We start from the raw sequence: 16,175 nt of genomic DNA, 5'->3' as shown, positions 1-16,175 counted from the left end.
TATTCGGGCAAACGCTAAGGTTGGTGGAGGTGCAAGATCTGAGTAGCGACGACAATAATGAGAAGCAGTGCCATCTGTGTGGCGTTAATGATCACGCTTCGCTTGTGCAAGGATTTATAGCGTGATTTATCCTGCGCTGTGTCGCTGGCAAGCCATTGGTCTTTGGCGCTGGTCATTTTAGGTATCAGAATCTGGCGACCGTACACAAACCCTAAAAAGATAATCGATAACAGTATGCAGGTGTAGGACCGGGCGGCGAGCGCAAGCACGGTGGCCAGCGCGGATAACGCGATTCCCCATAAGTAGTATTTTGGAAACACATAACGGGTGAATTTAAGCGCCTCATCGTCCTCAAGGCTTTTGAATATCGACGGCGCGACGATACTCGCGAAAAACAGCATGGATCCGAGCAATATCGATGAAAAGAATGTTGCTAACCCCAGCATGGTGTCACCTATGAATAATTACAATGGATCGATTATACTTTAATCCGCGCCATTGCAATTGATCGTGTGCAATTGATCGTGCCGCCATTTCCGCAACCGCGATTTTTGGTCATTGCCGTAATTTTCAATGGTTCAAGATACTTTAAGCGGTCGATTTCGGATAGATTTCAGCAGATATTGACACCTATTTTCGTGGCGCATATTGAAGCGAAACTCACACTCTTTCAAAGGAGTCCGGCTACGCCGGACGACATATTTAACTGGATTCCCGCCTGCGGCGAGAATGACGGGTTGGGGAGACAATGGTAAATAATTGTCATGCAAAGCGTGACACTAAAACGTGCTCCATTACCTATAATCCGTCATTGCCCGGCCCATATTATTATTATTGGCCGGGCAATCCAGTGGAATATGCCGTCCAGCGTAGCCGGACTCATTTGCGGCGTAGCCGCCGGTTTGTGTCTGGCAAAGCCGGATGCCAAAAGGAGTCACGCTACGCGTGACAGATATTTAACTGGATTCCCGCCTGCCGGCGAGAATGACGGCAGGGAGGGCGGTTTTTTCCGCCTGCCGGCGAGAATGACAAATAAGGGTCGTCATTGCCCGGCCCATATTATTATTGGCCGGGCAATCCAGTGGAATATGCCGTCCGGCGTAGCCGGACTCCTTTGCGGCGTAGCCGCCGGTTTGTGTCTGGCAAAGCCGGATGCCAAAAGGAGTCACGCTACGCGTGACAGATATTTAACTGGATTCCCGCCTGCGGCGAGAATGACGGCAGGGAGGGCGGTTTTTTCCGCCTGCGCGAGAATGACGGCCGAGAGGGCGGTGCTAAAACACCGCTGGAAAGGAACAAAACGGGCAATGAATCAGTGAACACATACGCTCGCATTGCCCGGCGATGCGTTGTCTGATTTGAGTATACAATCGGCTGGTCGCCGGGCCAGAGACGCCAGTGATTCGAGCGACTTTGCAAGCCTCGATATCAAGGCAAAACAGCCGTGGAATCGCCCTGAATTTATTCTCCGAAATTCGGCAACGATGACATACTTGTTTTTCATTTATAGAACAATTAGGTATGACCATTTCACTATACCTTAAAGTATCTTGAACCCTTTCAATTTATTCTGCCAGTTGTTTGATGGTTTCATCGCCGGCAATATTGCGGATTTTTATTCTTAGCGGTTTTTCGGGCGAGTTGATTTTGCCGTTCCAAAATTCCTTGGTTTGGTTGCCGTCGATGATTATGCGGCCTTTTTTATCGATTTTGATTTCATTGCTACTGCGCCATGCACCGCTGGCGTTTTTGCAATCCAGCGACAGCCATTCAATCAGCTCCAAACCATTTTCGCTGATTTTGATTTGTGTTATCGGATTATTTTTCAATGCTCTTTTCGCATTGTATTCGTTGATTTTTTGTTGCAGGCGGTCGCTGTGAAACTGCGTGATTTTGACGCAGTAGCCGTTCAGATCGTTGTTGCTGATTGCGTATTCAAAATTATCGTTGTCAATCAAATCGTGCAGCAATAACTTCAGGTCGCGCAGTTCGATTTCGGTCGTGGTCGGATTGATGTCTCTAATGAATTTTTTTAATTCTTCCTCGTCGTCGATATCGACATAATAGACGATGGCTTTAGCCGGAAATTCTTCCCATTTCTGTTCCAGTATTTGTAGTTGCTCGTTGATGATTTGGTTGACAATCGTTTGGTCCAACACCTTTTCGCCGCTGTCGATTAAATTCGGCGCATAGACGGGAATGACACCGAGTTTTTTATCCTGGATTGCGCCAAACCAAAAATCACCAACGCCTTCGATGCCTTGCACTAAACCGGGAATCAGTTTGGCGAGTTTGTCCATAGTTTGTTGCGGGTTGCGAAATAAATGCACACCGTCCCTGACTTCCAGAATTTGAAAAGCCGCGTCGGCTTGTTGCAAGCGGTCGCGGCTGATTTGCAGACTATTCACGCCGACATCGCAATGGATAAATTTGCGATTCAAATCGTGCGCGACTTTGGCGGCGACGCCGCTGCCGCCGAAGAAGTCGGCGACAATCATGTCTTCGTCACTGCTGGCTTTGATAATGCGTGTTAACAAACCTTCTGATTTTTGTGTTGCGTAATAAGTATATTCACTTGAACCGCTTATGATAGGTTTCGTGTAGTCACAATCCCAAATATCCCTGACAAATACTTCAGAATAATACTTGTTGAAGATTTTATTTTTATACTTATCGGGGATTGGCTTATTTGCATTTAGACATTTAATTATTTCATGTTTTTCTTTCTCCTTTAACAGTCGCAAGTTTGCTTCTTCTTTTTTGGTATCGATGAATGGCTTTTCATAAATATTCTTTTCTTTTTCAGGATTAAATATGTAGTCATTATTTTTTGTGTAATAGAATATAAGATCGTGTTTTCTCGGCCAACATTTTTGGTTTATTCCTTGAATTCTGTAACCATAAGATATTTCATTCCTGAAATTTTCCTCGCCAAAAATCTCATCCAACAAAATTTTCACATAATGCCCGATATGATGATCGAGATGAACATAGATGCTGGCGCTGTCCGACATCACGCTTTGAATCGCCGTCAAGTTTTCATACATCCAATTCAAATAATCCTCTTTCCGCCATATATCGCCATACATGGTTTCTTCAAACGATTGCAATTCCGCAAGTTCCATTTTTTGTTCGGCATGTTCGATTTCCGCCGCAAGTTTCGGATTGCGGCGAATAAAAACTTGTTTGGCGTAGTTGGCGCCGCTGGCAAACGGCGGGTCGATATAGACTAAATCCACTTTTATGCCGCGCTCCTTCAGATAGGCGCAAGCCGCCAAACATTCGCCGCGCAACATCAGGTTGTTCCAATCCTTGTTTTTCTTGCCGACTTGTTCAACCTCCTCAATCTCATAAGACGGCAAGCCGCGTTGTATTTTTTCGAACACCTTGTCGTTGTCGCGATAACTCAACACGCGTTGCGCACGCGCGATATTGTTCAATACCGCCTGCCCTTGAATCGGCTCAGGCGCGTAGGGAATGTATTTAATCGGCATGGCGCGTATCCAAAGTTATTGTTTAATGGAAAAAGTTGTTGACTTTTTCGCTGAATTTGTTGAGGTTTAATTGCATACTGTCATCATCTTGCAGATACAAGAAATCAAATTTTTCATAACCGAAGTGGGCGCGGTTTTTCTGCAAAAACTCGGTTTCAACAAATGACTTTTTTCTTTGAAAAACAGGGTCGTTTGCATAGCCCATGCCCTTGGTTTCCAACATCAAGACTTTGTGGATTTTATCCTTGTTCTCATCGCGTTGAATGATTAAAAAATCGGTGGTGTATCTGCCAATGTTGCGCCAATGTGAGTGCTTTTTCTCAAAGCAATGGATTACAAAACCGGTTGTGCTGCGCTGGCCGTTATAATAAATCTCCAAGCGCAATTCTTTGAACAATTCGAATGACAGGATTTGTTTCAATATCTCCAATTCAAATCCGCTTTGAATGAAATCATATGGCAAGTAGTGAAAACTTTGCGCACGGCGTTGCACCTCAGTGGAATCTTGGTTGCCATCTTCGTCAAGTTGTCGTTTTAGGTCCGTTGTATCCATGTTTTTCTCGTCAAGTTGTTGAATCATTGTTTGAATTTGCATTTTGTCTTGTGGCGTTTTCAGCGTCGGCGGTTGATGGTCGTAACGTCGAATCTTCTCGCTGTCTTCTGGCGTCGGATACAACTTGTCGTGCGCGTCCACTTGCCGCAAGCCTTCCACGCGCAGCAATTGTGCCGATTCTGGAATAATTTCCTGTTCGGTTTGCAATCTGCGTTCGGCATGAAACGCCAACCGGATGCAACATTCAATGGTGTCGCGGTTGTAAAAATTGTTCCAATAAGTCGCATCCGTTCTGGCGATGGTTATCCTGGCGTAGATTTTTTGCAGTTGGTCGAAGAATTCCAGCAACTCCGCATAACTTGGCGTATGACAGCCGCTTTTTGCAATCGCATATAACCAACGTTTGCAATACGGCGCTTCATCGCCGCTCGCTTCGCTGATTTGAGTAGAAAAGTTTTCCATGTCTTCGAAGTTGGTGGTGATGATGAGCGACGGCGAGGAATGCTCTTCTATTTCACGGCAAAGGTTTTGCAGTTTAACGCGGGTTTGCGCTTCGGCTTCAACCGTTAGCGATTGATAATTGACTCGGAGTTGGCAGAATTCCAGTTCGGGAATTTGCAGATGCTGCATTCTGGAGTGCTGTTGCAACCCGGTTTGCGTCGCGTCCGTAATCGGGCGATTGATTTCATCAATGGATGTGTGCTGTTGTTTTTTGAGTTGCTGGTTTAATGTTTTCGCATTGCCGTCGTTCAGCCAGATTAACGCGGTTTCTTTTTCCGCCGGCTTGGCGTCGACTTGACGCAAGCAGCGACAACTGGTTTGCAACACCATGTTTTGCGGACAATCGCCCTGTTGCGACAGAATCACGCCGGTCAGACTGCGGCAATCCCAACCTTCCTTGCCGATTTGCACCAGCAAAATGTAGCGTTTGCTGGAGGCGCTCAAGTCCAACGAGCGAAACGCAAGTTCGGCACCTTGCGGTTGAGGATATTTTGCGTTGCCTTTGTGAAATTTCAGTATTTCATGCGCGGCAATGCCCAACTCGCCGAGTAGATGCGGATAAACTTGTTGCTCCAAAGTTTCGATGTTGCTGCAAAAAATCGCGATTTTGGCAATGGCGCCATCGGCGTAAATTTTGTCGGCGTATTGTTCGCGGAAATCGTTTATGCCTTGCGTGATGATTTGCAAACGATCTGCATTGCCCAAGGCGATTTTTACTTGCGGTTTTTTCAGAAACAGGTTAATCGCCTTGAGTAGCGGATAGTAATAAACGGTGTTGGTGATCTGGGGAAATTTGAGTGTGGTATTGCCGCCGATATTCAGCGAATCGGACGAGGCTAAATACGGCGTGCCGGAAAAGCCGAGTACGCTGGCGATGTTGCCGCCGCGTTGCCACTGGTTCACTACTTGGCGCAGTTTTATATCGTCGCTGGCGGCGTGATGCACTTCGTCAATCAAGATCGAGAGATTGGGGATTTTGCCAATCAGGTTGCGTAATTCGTTGGCTTGGCGGTCGCGTTCATCGGCGGTTTTTTCAATCACTTGTTGTTGTCCGCTTTTTTCCACTACATCTATTCGGTCGAGAATGACTTTCTCGGCGTTCACGACAAACACCGTTGCGAAAGGATTGGGAAAGCATCTGCTGACTTTTTGCGCGTTCGGGTTTCTGACCTTGTTGCTGCTCTTTGATGTTTTCTGTTGATCCAAAATATGAAACGACAATTGCCGTTTAAGGCTGCTCGCAGTTGGTTCAGGAACAACCCAGGACGGGTCGAAATTCTCGATGGTTCTCAAACTCGGCGCGATGGACGATTTCAATCCGGACGGAATCAACACCAAAAAATTGTGCGCGAAATTACGGTCGTTGGAATCTTGATTGGCGAAATACAAATCCAAATAAATGATTGCCGCCATTAAAAATGTTTTGCCCGCGCCCATCGGCAGACTCATCAAATAATCGGGATAATTTACACCGTAGAAAATGGCTTGGATGATTTTCTCATAATCCAAATCGCGCGGATTTTCCAAAATTTGCTGGGCAATTTCCGGCAAGGATTCTTTTCCATCCGTATCTTTGCGAATGGCAAATTCATACAACGCTTTCGCCGCAGGGCGGCTTTCAAGAAATTCCCTTGGGGTTTTGTTGATGTTTAATTGATTGAGATCGATGTCGTCGGTAAAAAAGCCTTCGCTAAATAATTGCCACAGCGGTTTGTTGTCGCCGGCGATTTTCAAATACAGATAAGTTTCAATCGCTTCTATTTGCGTGTCGCGTAGGCAAGATTGGCTTTTTATATGCGACAAAAGCCCGTGTACAGCGGTCGGCTTCAATAACCATTCGTCTTTTCTTCGTTGTATCAACTCGTTTAACATACTCATTATTCTACGCCAGCAGTGGCCGATTATGTGGGCAATCCGGCCGCAAATGCGGCGGTGTCGGCATAGACATCGTAGCCTGTGATCTTGTCTCCTTCCACGGTGAATACGTTGACCATGCCGCCTTCGACGATATGCCCGGTGGCTTTGTATTGCCAGCGGCCTTGGCATTGATTGACCATTTTATTGTCGGCGACGATGCTGTCGATAATCGTGACCTCGAGGATGTCAAGATGGTCTTTGATGATGGAAAAGAATTGGTCGAATCCTGCTATGCCATAAAATTTTCCGGCCCAGGGGAATTGACCGGCTTGGGCGTGATAGGTGACCACAATATCGGGCGACAATAATCCAAGAAGATTTTCACGATCCCGCTGTTTTAGGCAGGCATAGTAATTATCGACTATTTGTTTAGTGGAGCTCATGCCGACCAAAGCACCGGAAAACTCGGATGTTCCATACGATCGCCGTGCGCCAATTTCACTTCTGGAAAAGGCGGCGAAGTCGCCCACGGACGCACAGCGAAACGGGCATCATCGCCTATCCATCGGGTGGAAAACCCGCGTCTGCGGGTTTTTATATGGGTTGTGGGTGGCGCACCATGAATAGTGCGCATATGAAAGGCGATGCAGTCACCCGGATTCAATTTCCAGGACAAAATTTTATATGCCTCCCGGTTGGCATCAATATCGGGTATCGTTTCAAATCCTGCAATGTCATCGCCGTAGTTTTTACGGGTCAGAAATAGTTTCGGGTAATACATCTTTGCACAATGATGACTGCCCACTATAAATTCCGGGCAGGCATCCTGCGGCACTGGGTCCAAAGGCAGCCACAGGGAAATGGCTTGGTCGCCGTCAACGCCATAATAAGGCAGGTCGTGGTGCCAGGGCGTTGCTTGCCTGGTCCCCGGCTCTTTGATCAGGACATGCTCATGGTAAATACGCGCTGTTTTCGAGCCCATCAATTTGCCGGCGATTTCCGCGGCCGGAGATTGCTGCAAAAACTGCCTGTATTGATCGATCTGCTGCCAATTGCAATAGTCGTCATAAAAACCACCCGGCTCTCCCGGTTTGGTATAAACCGTTGAATAGGGTCCAGGATTTTCAAAATTCCTGACTACGCCATCGGCCAGAGAATCCAGCCAGTGCGGTTCGAACAATCCACGAATGCAGATCGCGCCATCGCGCTTGAAATCGGAAATATGCTGCTCGGTTATTGTTATCAATGGTGATTTTGCCTGAGGTGAAATAAAGTCCGGGAATCCGCCATTCCCGCAAACGCGGCTCAATATGGCGTGGGCAACTGGTTTTTGTTATATTCGACAATTGTAAGTTTATGGCGCCATCAATTGCAAGTTTGGGGGATGAGGATGCGGCTTCGCCGCGCGTGTTTCACTGGATTATCGGGTCAAGCCCGATAATGACGATCTAAGTAAAGGTCGTCAATTCCCGCCCTGCTTTGTCATTCCAGCGCAAGCTGGAATCCAGTGCAACATTGATGCCGCGCTTTAACGCGGGGAATTCAATATAATGTCGATGTACGGTGAGTCGTCAACCCGCTGCTGTTGACTTGACCCCTGTTCACATAAATCGATTCAATCATGACCAGAACCGTATTCAAATGCGTCGATGCCCATACTTGCGGCAACCCGGTGCGGGTGGTTACCGCCAACGGCCCTGATTTGACCGGCCAGTCTATGAGCGAAAAGCGTCAGCATTTTATTCGGGAGTACGATTGGATACGAACCAGCCTGATGTTCGAGCCGAGAGGTCATGACGCTATGTCCGGCTCCATTCTTTATCCGCCCATAGCACCGGACAGCGATCTGGGCGTGTTATTTATCGAGGTCAGTGGCTGCCTGCCGATGTGCGGGCACGGCGCCATCGGCACCGCGACCATAGCCCTCGAACAAAATCTGGTGACCCCAAACACGCCCGGCTTGCTGAAAATGGACACCCCCGCAGGATTGATCGAGGCGCGATATGAAATCACCGACGGTTATGTGGATTCGGTGACGCTCACCAATGTTCCCTCATTTCTGCACTCGACTGAGGTAACAGTGACTGTGCCTGAAATCGGTGAACTGATTATTGATATAAGTTACGGCGGCAATTTCTACGCCATCATCGAACCGCAGAAAAATTACCAGGGCCTGGAGCATATCAGCGTCGATCAAATCAGGGCGGTCAGCTCGGTGGTCAGAAACGAAATCAACAAAATAATAACGGTTGTCCATCCTGAAAATGAAACCATAAAAAATGTCAGTCACATAATGTGGACCGATAAGGCCAGGGATGAAAACGCCAAGGATGAAAACATGCGCGCGCGCAATGCGGTGTTTTATGGCGAGCGCGGAATAGATCGCTCTCCTTGCGGCACTGGCACTTCGGCAAGAATTGCTCAGTTAGTCAGTCGCGGAGACTTGGACATTGGCCAAAAATTTGTCCACGAAAGCATCATCGGCAGTCTGTTCACAGGATGCGCCATTAAACAAACTCAAGTCGGGGATTATCCGGCAATTATCCCGACCATTACCGGCTGGGCCCAGGTAACCGGCCATAACAATATCATCGTCGATACCAGAGACCCTTATGCCCACGGGTTTTTGTTGGGGGGCCAATGACAATAATCCGGCGCCCTGATTTGGCGCCATAATCTGGATATATTGCAGACAATATTTACCCGGCGATATATTGCTGCAGTTGACTGATGGTGAATTGTTGTTCCTTGATGACCGCTTTTACCAGATCGCCGATGGAGATCATGCCGATCACCCGCTCGCCCTCGACCACGGGCAAATGCCGGAAATCGTTATCGGTCATCATCGACATACATTCCGCCACGCTGCTCTCGCGCGCAGTGGTGACCGGGTTGCGGGTCATGATATCCTTGACCCGGGTATCGCTGGATGATCGGTTTTCCAGAATCACCTTGCGCGCATAATCGCGCTCGCTGAGTATTCCCGACAGGCGATTGTCGTCGATGACCAACAACGCGCCCACCCCTTTCTCAGCCATCAACTTGATGGCGGCAAGCACCGACTGGTCAGACTGCACGCTCCAGATATCGCCGCTTCTGCCTGTTAGAATATCCGCTACTTTGCTCATGCTCGTTTCCCCGCGATTGTGGCACATTCGACTGCATCATAGCAAACTCAACCTGGTTTATCACTAACCGTTTGACCCGTGACCGTAACCACGAACCCGGGAGCGCAAACGCATTACTATCCTGGGACTATCCTGGGACTATTCCGCGACTGTCCCGGGGGCGCGATGAAGTTTCTATGCTAAGGTCAGCGGCCGTTGCCGCTGTGTTTTTCCACTGGATTATCGGGTCAAGCCCGATAATGACGGGCCGGGGGGGCGGGTGCGTATCAGGGACGACGCCACGGATGGCGGAGGTAGAGCGACGCACGCCGCCAAGGATGGTGGCGGTAGAGCGACGCAGGAAGCCAAAGCCGAGGAAGCCAAAGCCGATGATGCGCACAATCCAGCAATAGGCCGGCGGGTTGACTAAACTCCCGCGCATCCATTCTTCCGCCACCACCCTCAAGATCAGAATACGCGATACCATTTGCGGTAAAATCAGGTCGATCATTCCAATTGCCAGCATGAAAAAACACCACTCAAAATGGCGCAATCCTGAAATGCTGTTGATGCTGATGGCGGCGGCGGTGCCGCTGTCGTTCGCCAGTTGGTCGGCGTTAATCAATAACTTCGCGATTGAACAAGCGGCATTTGACGGCGCGCAATTCGGCATGCTGCAAAGTATCCGCGAGATTCCCGGGTTTCTTGCGTTTTTAGTGATCTTCCTGCTGATCTATTTTCGCGAGCAAAGCATCGCCATTGTTTCGTTATTAATGTTGGGCGTCGGCACCGCAATTACCGGCTATTTCCCTACGCTGGTCGGCCTGTTCTGCACCACGTGGTTGATGTCGCTGGGCTTTCACTACTACCAAACCATCCAGAATTCCCTTTCCCTGCAATGGATCGAAAAATCGCGCACGCCCTATGTATTGGGCAAATTGATCGCCGTCGGGTCGTTCACTTCGCTGGTTGCATACCTGCTGATATTTTTAGGATTGAAGGCGTTTGGTCTCGAATATTACTGGGTTTTCGCCATCGCCGGAGGCCTGACCGCGGCGGTCACCATCATCGCCTGGAGTTGTTATCCGCACTACTCCGGCAATGCCGTTCAGCACAAAAAACTGGTGCTGAGAAAGCGCTACTGGCTTTATTATGCCCTGGTTTTTTTATCCGGCGCGCGGCGACAGATTTTCGTGGTGTTTGCCGGATTCATGATGGTTGAAAAGTTTGGCTACAGCGCGGCTTCGTTAACCCTGTTATTTTTAATCAACTGCACGATTAACATTTGGCTGGCGCCGCTAATCGGAAAATTAATCGCCAATTGGGGTGAGCGCAAGGCGCTCGTCTTCGAGTATGCCGGTTTAATAATAATTTTTGTCGGTTATGCGTTTGTGCAAAACGAAAATGTTGCGGCGGCGCTTTATATCCTTGATCATTTATTCTTTGCGTTGGCGATTGCGATTCAAACTTATTTTCAAAAAATCGCCGATCAAGCGGATATCGCGTCTACTGCCGGAGTGTCCTTCACCATCAATCACATCGCCGCCGTCATATTACCGGCCGCGCTCGGCATATTATGGCTGACTTCCCCGGCCGCGGTATTTTTAACCGGCGCCGGCATCGCCGCGGCATCTTTAGCGCTGTGCCTGATGGTGCCCAATGAACCAGATTACGGCAATGAAGTCAGACTGCCGTCGCGCGCTGACGCGGCACGATAGCGCTAGTGGAAGTTATGAATAATGCCGAGCAGCCGTCCCCATACAAGTCATAAAACGTCCGGCAATAAAAAGTCCCAGTGGGCGGCCAAGCAAAATCGAGACCCGTTTGTCAGGCAGGCGCGCAGCCAGGGATTGCGCGCGCGGTCTGTTTTTAAACTCGAACAAATCGATCGAAAGCATCACTTGATCAAACCAAACTCAAAAATAGTTGATCTGGGTTCGGCGCCGGGCAGCTGGTCGCAGTATGCGGCTTCCAAAGTGGTCGGCAGCAATCAAATTGTCGGCGTGGACTTGTTGCCGATGAAGGAAATCGCGAAGGTGCGGTTCATTCAAGGTGATTTCTGCGACCGCGATACCCAGCGGCGGGCCATGGATCATTTCGGGGATTGTTTCGGGGATAGTAAAATTGACCTTGTTTTATCGGATATGGCCCCCAATATCACCGGTATTCGCAGCACCGATCAAGCCAATGCCGCGCAATTGCAGGATGCGATATTGGCTTTTTGCCGACACGCGTTAAAGGCGCGCGGCAGGGTGCTAACCAAGCTGTTTGAAGGCGAGTCTGTCGGCTTCGTCCGAACAAGATTTATCGAACATTTTGATCAAGTGCAAATGGTTAAACCTGATGCCTCTCGAGCCGAATCAAGAGAAGTGTATCTGTTGGCGCGTGGTTTCAAGTTGGATTCAAGCCGGCCGGATTCCAGTCGGCCGGACTGAAGTCGATGAACGGAAGTTTTTTGGTGGATGCCGTATAATCAGCCTTTCATGTTATTTTTATTGGCCAAGAATTTTTTAATAGTTTTCATTTGGAGCGTTTGCTTTGCCTAATTTGACCAAAAATATTTTGCTCTGGCTTGTCATTGCCATGGTGCTCATGTCGGTGTTCAACAATTTCACCAGTTCCACCGGCGACTCGAATAACGAAATTGATTATTCGACCTTCCTGAAGCAAGTGCGGCAAGGGAATATTTCAGCGGTGGAAATTGACGATGAAGTCATTCGTGGCGTCACCCATGGCGGCGTGGCGTTTGTCACTTATGCCCCGAACGACCCTAAGTTGATTGACGACCTGGTGAGCAATCAGGTTGATATAAAAGCGAAAAAAGAAGAGGAGACCTCGCTGCTGGTGCACCTGTTCATCAGTTCATTCCCGATACTGTTGTTAATCGGGGTTTGGATATTTTTCATGCGGCAAATGCAGGGCGGCGGGCGCGGCGGCGCGCTGAGCTTCGGCAAGAGCAAGGCGCGCATGTTGACCGAGGACAAAAACCAGATCACCTTTGCAGACGTGGCTGGTGTTGATGAGGCCAAGGAGGAAGTCGCGGAATTAGTCGAGTTTTTAGAAGATCCATCGCGTTTTCGCAAGTTGGGCGGGCGCATTCCGCGCGGCGTGTTAATGACTGGCAGTCCAGGCACCGGCAAAACGCTGTTGGCAAAAGCCATCGCCGGGGAAGCCAAAGTGCCGTTCTTCACCATTTCCGGCTCCGACTTTGTGGAGATGTTTGTCGGGGTCGGCGCATCCCGGGTCAGGGATATGTTCGATCAAGCGAAAAAGCATGCGCCTTGCATTATCTTTATTGACGAAATTGATGCCGTCGGCCGACAACGCGGCGCCGGCCTCGGCGGCGGTCACGACGAACGCGAGCAGACCTTGAACCAATTGCTGGTCGAGATGGATGGCTTCGATGCCAGCGAAGGTGTCATCGTCATTGCCGCCACCAACCGCCCCGACATTCTTGATCCCGCATTACTGCGCCCCGGTCGCTTTGATCGCCAGGTCACCGTGCCGTTGCCGGATATTCGCGGTCGCGAGGCGATATTAAAAGTGCACATGAAAAAAGTGCCGTTGGATGACGATATCGATCCTGCGATTATCGCCCGCGGCACGCCCGGATTTTCTGGCGCGGATCTTGCCAACATGATCAACGAAGCGGCCTTGTTTGCGGCCCGAAAAAACAAGAAAGTGGTCAGCATGCTTCAGTTCGAGCAAGCCAAGGACAAAGTGTTAATGGGCGTTGAAAGACGCTCCATCGTTATGCCTGAACAAGAGCGAAGAAATACCGCGTATCACGAATCAGGACATACTGTGGTGGCTAAGGTTTTATCGGATCTTACCGATCCGGTGCATAAAGTGACGATTATTCCCCGCGGCAAGGCCTTGGGGGTGACGGTGCAATTACCGGAAACAGACCGCTACAGCCATAACCGCGATTATTTGCTGGCAAGAATTGCCGTGTTGATGGGCGGCCGGATCGCCGAGGAAGTGTTCATGAATCAAATGACTACCGGCGCCTCCAACGATTTTGAGCAAGCGACGCAATTGTCACAAAACATGGTGTCGCGATGGGGTATGAGTGATTCATTGGGGCCGCGGGTTTATGGCGATAATCAAAGCGAGATTTTTCTTGGACGGGAAATGTCAACCCACCGCAACGTCAGCCCGGAGACCGCGGAAAAAGTGGAACAGGAAGTGAGCCGGATCATTGAGCATGAATATGATCGGGCGCGAAAAATAATTGAACAAAACCGTGACAAAGTTGAAGCCATGGCCAAAGCCTTGCTTGAATGGGAAACCCTGGATGCCGCTCAAGTTGACGAAATTATGGCGGGCAAACAGCCGACCCCGCCGCCGCCATCCAATGACCAGAACACCAAGTCGAAAGGCGGCAAGCGCGGCGCATCGGCGGAATCCGATGCGGATGATGCGCCCGCCCTGGATGAATCAGACTTGGACTTGCCCGACCCTGCCAAGTTGGGTTAAACCTGCAATGCCGGATTCACTATTTGGCACTGATGGGGTAAGAGGCAAGGTTGGCGAAGCGCCGATTACGCCAGAGACTGTACTAAAGCTGGGTTGGGCCGCCGGCTGTGTTTTCGCAAAAGCAGGACGCGGCGACACGGTGCTGATCGGAAAGGACACGCGGGTTTCGGGGTACATGCTGGAGTCCGCTTTGGAGGCCGGATTTTCCGCCGCCGGGGTGAATATTTCCCTGCTTGGACCGATGCCCTCGCCGGGCATTGCCTACTTGACGCGAACGGCCAGGGCCTGCGCCGGGGTGGTGATCAGCGCTTCGCACAACCCCTACTACGACAACGGCATAAAAATATTTTCAGCGGCCGGAACCAAACTGCAAGATGGCCTGGTCAGCGAAATCGATGCGATGATGCAACAGCCCTTGCAATGCGTCTGTTCGGCGCATCTGGGCAAGGCCAGGCGTTTTCCCGATGCCTATGGGCGCTATATCGAGCATTGCAAAAGCACCTTTAGCGAAACAAAAACACTATCGGGCATAAAAATCGTTATCGATTGCGCCAATGGCGCAGCCTATAATGTCGCGCCCAAAGTCTTTGCCGAGTTGGGCGCGGATGTCATCGCTATCGCGGATCAGCCCGATGGGTTCAATATCAATCAGCGCTGCGGCTCCACGGATTTGAAAGCGCTGAAGATGCGCGTGAAAAAAGCCGACGCGGATATTGGCATTGCTCTGGATGGCGATGCGGATCGGGTTTTGCTTATCGATCGACAGAGCAACGAAATTAACGGCGATCAGATACTCTACATTCTCGCGCGTCATCGAAAATCGCAGAATCGACTCCATGACAATAGCAACAATGACAATGACAGCAATGGCGGCGTTGTCGGCACGCTGATGACTAACTTGGGGCTGGAACTGGCGCTCAAGAAAATGTCCATTCCGTTTCAACGCGTCAAGGTCGGCGACCGCTATGTCCACGAAGCGCTGACAAAAAACCATTGGAACCTGGGCGGCGAAGCGTCCGGGCATATCATCTGCCTGGATAAAACCACGACCGGCGACGGCATCGTCGCCGCCCTTGAGGTGCTGGAAGCGATGCTTGAGACCGGCAAGCCGGTGGCGGACTTGGTGAAGGGAATGGAAATTTACCCGCAACACATGATCAATGTGCCCATCGGCAATTCAAGCGGCAAAAAACTGGCAAGCCATAAACAGGTTCGCGCAGCGGTGGCCGACGCCGAAGGCAGTTTGGGACGCAGCGGCCGAGTGGTGCTGCGACCTTCCGGGACAGAGCCGGTGTTTCGGGTAATGATCGAAGGCGACAATTTGCATCAGGTGCAAAACCTGACCCGGCAAATCGCGGCAACCATAGAGCAGATCGCGGCTAGTTAGATCATGGCTAGTTAGATCATGGCTAGTTAGATCATGGCTAGTTAGATCATGGCTAGTTAGATCATGACTAGTTAGATTGGGGAGAATTAGCGCGCAGAATCAGACTGAGCCAGATCTCTTTTCCTCAACGCCTTTCGTTTGGACTCAAAAATCATATAAATTACGGATAACCCGACTACCGAACCTATTAAAAAGAAAGCGGTCAGGTCGAACTCGCGACCAAAATACCATTCAAAAACACAGGTAATGGAGGGTATTGCCGCCAAACAAAGCATGGTCTGTAGAGGCTCTGATTTTGCCATGCCTAATTGCAGGAAATATAACGGCAGCACTATTCCTGCAAATGCTAACAGCAATCCTGATATTACATTTTTGTTTATTTTCGAAATGACTGAAAAAGAAACAAAAAGCGCAATCAACAAGAAAAACGCGCCAATAAAAATCTCGTTTAACCGCACTTTCTTGTTCAAAATAAACACCGAAAAAGGCAATGCCCATAAAGGGCCGGAAGCAGCTTCCACCAGCCCGGCAATGGATGCGGGAATCAATGAAATAGCGATAAAAAAACCTACAAAAGCCATTGCGGTATAAACATTCAAAAACAACAAAGATTTAACTTCGTTGTCTGTTGCCTTCATATTATTGGCAGTTGTCCGCAGATAATAAAAAACGCTGCATAAAACAAATGCCATAAAGGTAAATTGCAAGCTTTCGGAATACGAATATCTGGAAGAGACGTATCCAAAGGTCAACGATTGCATCGTTACGGAAACGATAATAAATGCCAGGTGCTTCAT

General features: G+C 49.4%; 16 protein-coding genes. 7 read left to right on the top strand and 9 right to left on the bottom strand.

Annotated elements, in window-relative coordinates; translation table 11 throughout:
* Positions 1 to 14: 14 nt before the first annotated feature.
* Positions 15 to 446: a DUF4149 domain-containing protein gene (locus ACP158_RS03675; RefSeq protein WP_424947627.1), complete on the bottom strand. Its 432-nt coding sequence runs from the start codon at positions 444 to 446 to the stop codon at positions 15 to 17.
* Positions 447 to 623: 177 nt separating this feature from the next.
* Here ACP158_RS03675 and ACP158_RS03670 point away from each other — a divergent pair, with 177 nt between their 5' ends.
* Positions 624 to 755 (top strand): hypothetical protein, encoded by a 132-nt coding sequence (locus tag ACP158_RS03670; protein WP_424947626.1) that lies wholly within the window; start codon positions 624 to 626, stop codon positions 753 to 755.
* Between the two features lie 18 nt (positions 756 to 773).
* Complete coding sequence (locus ACP158_RS03665) at positions 774 to 1,319, top strand: hypothetical protein (RefSeq protein ID WP_424947625.1); 546 nt, start codon at positions 774 to 776, stop codon at positions 1,317 to 1,319.
* Here the strand turns inward: ACP158_RS03665 and ACP158_RS03660 are convergent.
* Genes ACP158_RS03660 through ACP158_RS03640 form a run of 5 tightly spaced genes read right to left on the bottom strand, consistent with a single transcriptional unit; the run spans position 1,275 to position 7,651 of the window.
* Positions 1,275 to 1,529, bottom strand: coding sequence for a hypothetical protein (locus ACP158_RS03660; protein WP_424947624.1), 255 nt, complete (start codon positions 1,527 to 1,529; stop codon positions 1,275 to 1,277). The genes ACP158_RS03665 and ACP158_RS03660 overlap by 45 nt on opposite strands.
* Positions 1,530 to 1,565: 36 nt before the next feature.
* Entirely contained in the window at positions 1,566 to 3,494 is a 1,929-nt protein-coding gene (locus tag ACP158_RS03655) for a DNA methyltransferase (RefSeq protein ID WP_424947623.1), read from the bottom strand.
* 22 nt (positions 3,495 to 3,516) lie between these two features.
* On the bottom strand, positions 3,517 to 6,426 hold the full coding sequence (locus tag ACP158_RS03650) for a DEAD/DEAH box helicase family protein (protein WP_424947622.1): 2,910 nt from the start codon (positions 6,424 to 6,426) through the stop codon (positions 3,517 to 3,519).
* Positions 6,427 to 6,449: 23 nt separating this feature from the next.
* Positions 6,450 to 6,848 (bottom strand): nuclear transport factor 2 family protein, encoded by a 399-nt coding sequence (locus ACP158_RS03645; protein ID WP_424947621.1) that lies wholly within the window; start codon positions 6,846 to 6,848, stop codon positions 6,450 to 6,452.
* Positions 6,845 to 7,651: a phytanoyl-CoA dioxygenase family protein gene (locus tag ACP158_RS03640; protein ID WP_424947620.1), complete on the bottom strand. Its 807-nt coding sequence runs from the start codon at positions 7,649 to 7,651 to the stop codon at positions 6,845 to 6,847. Before ACP158_RS03640 ends, ACP158_RS03645 begins: the two co-directional genes overlap by 4 nt.
* Before the next feature lie 375 nt (positions 7,652 to 8,026).
* On the opposite strand from ACP158_RS03640, the gene ACP158_RS03635 reads away from it, so the two are divergent.
* Positions 8,027 to 9,049 carry a 4-hydroxyproline epimerase gene (locus tag ACP158_RS03635; RefSeq protein WP_424947619.1) on the top strand — a complete coding sequence of 341 codons (1,023 nt, stop codon included), beginning with the start codon at positions 8,027 to 8,029 and terminating at the stop codon, positions 9,047 to 9,049.
* A gap of 55 nt (positions 9,050 to 9,104) precedes the next feature.
* On the opposite strand, the gene ACP158_RS03630 is transcribed toward ACP158_RS03635, so the two are convergent.
* Positions 9,105 to 9,533, bottom strand: coding sequence for a CBS domain-containing protein (locus tag ACP158_RS03630; protein ID WP_424947618.1), 429 nt, complete (start codon positions 9,531 to 9,533; stop codon positions 9,105 to 9,107).
* A 127-nt stretch (positions 9,534 to 9,660) separates the two neighbouring features.
* A complete protein-coding gene (locus tag ACP158_RS03625; protein WP_424947617.1) occupies positions 9,661 to 9,999 on the bottom strand; it encodes a hypothetical protein in 339 nt (112 codons plus the stop codon).
* Between the two features lie 37 nt (positions 10,000 to 10,036).
* Here ACP158_RS03625 and ACP158_RS03620 point away from each other — a divergent pair, with 37 nt between their 5' ends.
* The 4 genes from ACP158_RS03620 to glmM all read left to right on the top strand — a co-directional run bounded on the left by ACP158_RS03620 (position 10,037) and on the right by glmM (position 15,378).
* Positions 10,037 to 11,230 carry an MFS transporter gene (locus ACP158_RS03620; protein ID WP_424947616.1) on the top strand — a complete coding sequence of 398 codons (1,194 nt, stop codon included), beginning with the start codon at positions 10,037 to 10,039 and terminating at the stop codon, positions 11,228 to 11,230.
* Positions 11,231 to 11,251: 21 nt separating this feature from the next.
* The gene (locus ACP158_RS03615) at positions 11,252 to 11,947 is read left to right on the top strand and encodes an RlmE family RNA methyltransferase (protein WP_424947615.1); all 696 of its coding nucleotides are present in this window, start codon (positions 11,252 to 11,254) and stop codon (positions 11,945 to 11,947) included.
* Positions 11,948 to 12,050: 103 nt separating this feature from the next.
* On the top strand, positions 12,051 to 13,991 hold the full coding sequence (gene ftsH / locus ACP158_RS03610; protein WP_424947614.1) for an ATP-dependent zinc metalloprotease FtsH: 1,941 nt from the start codon (positions 12,051 to 12,053) through the stop codon (positions 13,989 to 13,991).
* 7 nt (positions 13,992 to 13,998) lie between these two features.
* Complete coding sequence (gene glmM / locus ACP158_RS03605) at positions 13,999 to 15,378, top strand: phosphoglucosamine mutase (protein ID WP_424948391.1); 1,380 nt, start codon at positions 13,999 to 14,001, stop codon at positions 15,376 to 15,378.
* A gap of 86 nt (positions 15,379 to 15,464) precedes the next feature.
* Here the strand turns inward: glmM and ACP158_RS03600 are convergent, their stop codons facing one another.
* Positions 15,465 to 16,175 carry an EamA family transporter gene (locus ACP158_RS03600; protein WP_424947613.1) on the bottom strand — a complete coding sequence of 237 codons (711 nt, stop codon included), beginning with the start codon at positions 16,173 to 16,175 and terminating at the stop codon, positions 15,465 to 15,467.

The sequence above is a fragment of the Candidatus Spongiihabitans sp. genome (assembly GCF_965247905.1).
In the GTDB taxonomy this organism is placed as follows: Bacteria; Pseudomonadota; Gammaproteobacteria; order Arenicellales; family Poriferihabitantaceae; genus Spongiihabitans.
This window is presented reverse-complemented; position numbering and strand designations above follow the sequence as displayed.

Bases quoted from the DNA above. Each gene is read 5' to 3' on its own strand.
- ACP158_RS03620 (WP_424947616.1), top strand. From the start codon at position 10,037: ATGAAAAAACACCACTCAAAATGGCGCAATCCTGAAATGCTGTTGATG.
- ACP158_RS03650 (WP_424947622.1), bottom strand. From the start codon at position 6,426: ATGAGTATGTTAAACGAGTTGATACAACGAAGAAAAGACGAATGGTTA.
- ACP158_RS03660 (WP_424947624.1), bottom strand. From the start codon at position 1,529: ATGGTCATACCTAATTGTTCTATAAATGAAAAACAAGTATGTCATCGT.
- glmM (WP_424948391.1), top strand. From the start codon at position 13,999: ATGCCGGATTCACTATTTGGCACTGATGGGGTAAGAGGCAAGGTTGGC.
- ACP158_RS03645 (WP_424947621.1), bottom strand. From the start codon at position 6,848: ATGAGCTCCACTAAACAAATAGTCGATAATTACTATGCCTGCCTAAAA.
- ACP158_RS03675 (WP_424947627.1), bottom strand. From the start codon at position 446: ATGCTGGGGTTAGCAACATTCTTTTCATCGATATTGCTCGGATCCATG.
- ACP158_RS03635 (WP_424947619.1), top strand. From the start codon at position 8,027: ATGACCAGAACCGTATTCAAATGCGTCGATGCCCATACTTGCGGCAAC.
- ACP158_RS03615 (WP_424947615.1), top strand. From the start codon at position 11,252: ATGCCGAGCAGCCGTCCCCATACAAGTCATAAAACGTCCGGCAATAAA.
- ACP158_RS03630 (WP_424947618.1), bottom strand. From the start codon at position 9,533: ATGAGCAAAGTAGCGGATATTCTAACAGGCAGAAGCGGCGATATCTGG.
- ACP158_RS03625 (WP_424947617.1), bottom strand. From the start codon at position 9,999: ATGGTATCGCGTATTCTGATCTTGAGGGTGGTGGCGGAAGAATGGATG.
- ACP158_RS03655 (WP_424947623.1), bottom strand. From the start codon at position 3,494: ATGCCGATTAAATACATTCCCTACGCGCCTGAGCCGATTCAAGGGCAG.
- ACP158_RS03600 (WP_424947613.1), bottom strand. From the start codon at position 16,175: ATGAAGCACCTGGCATTTATTATCGTTTCCGTAACGATGCAATCGTTG.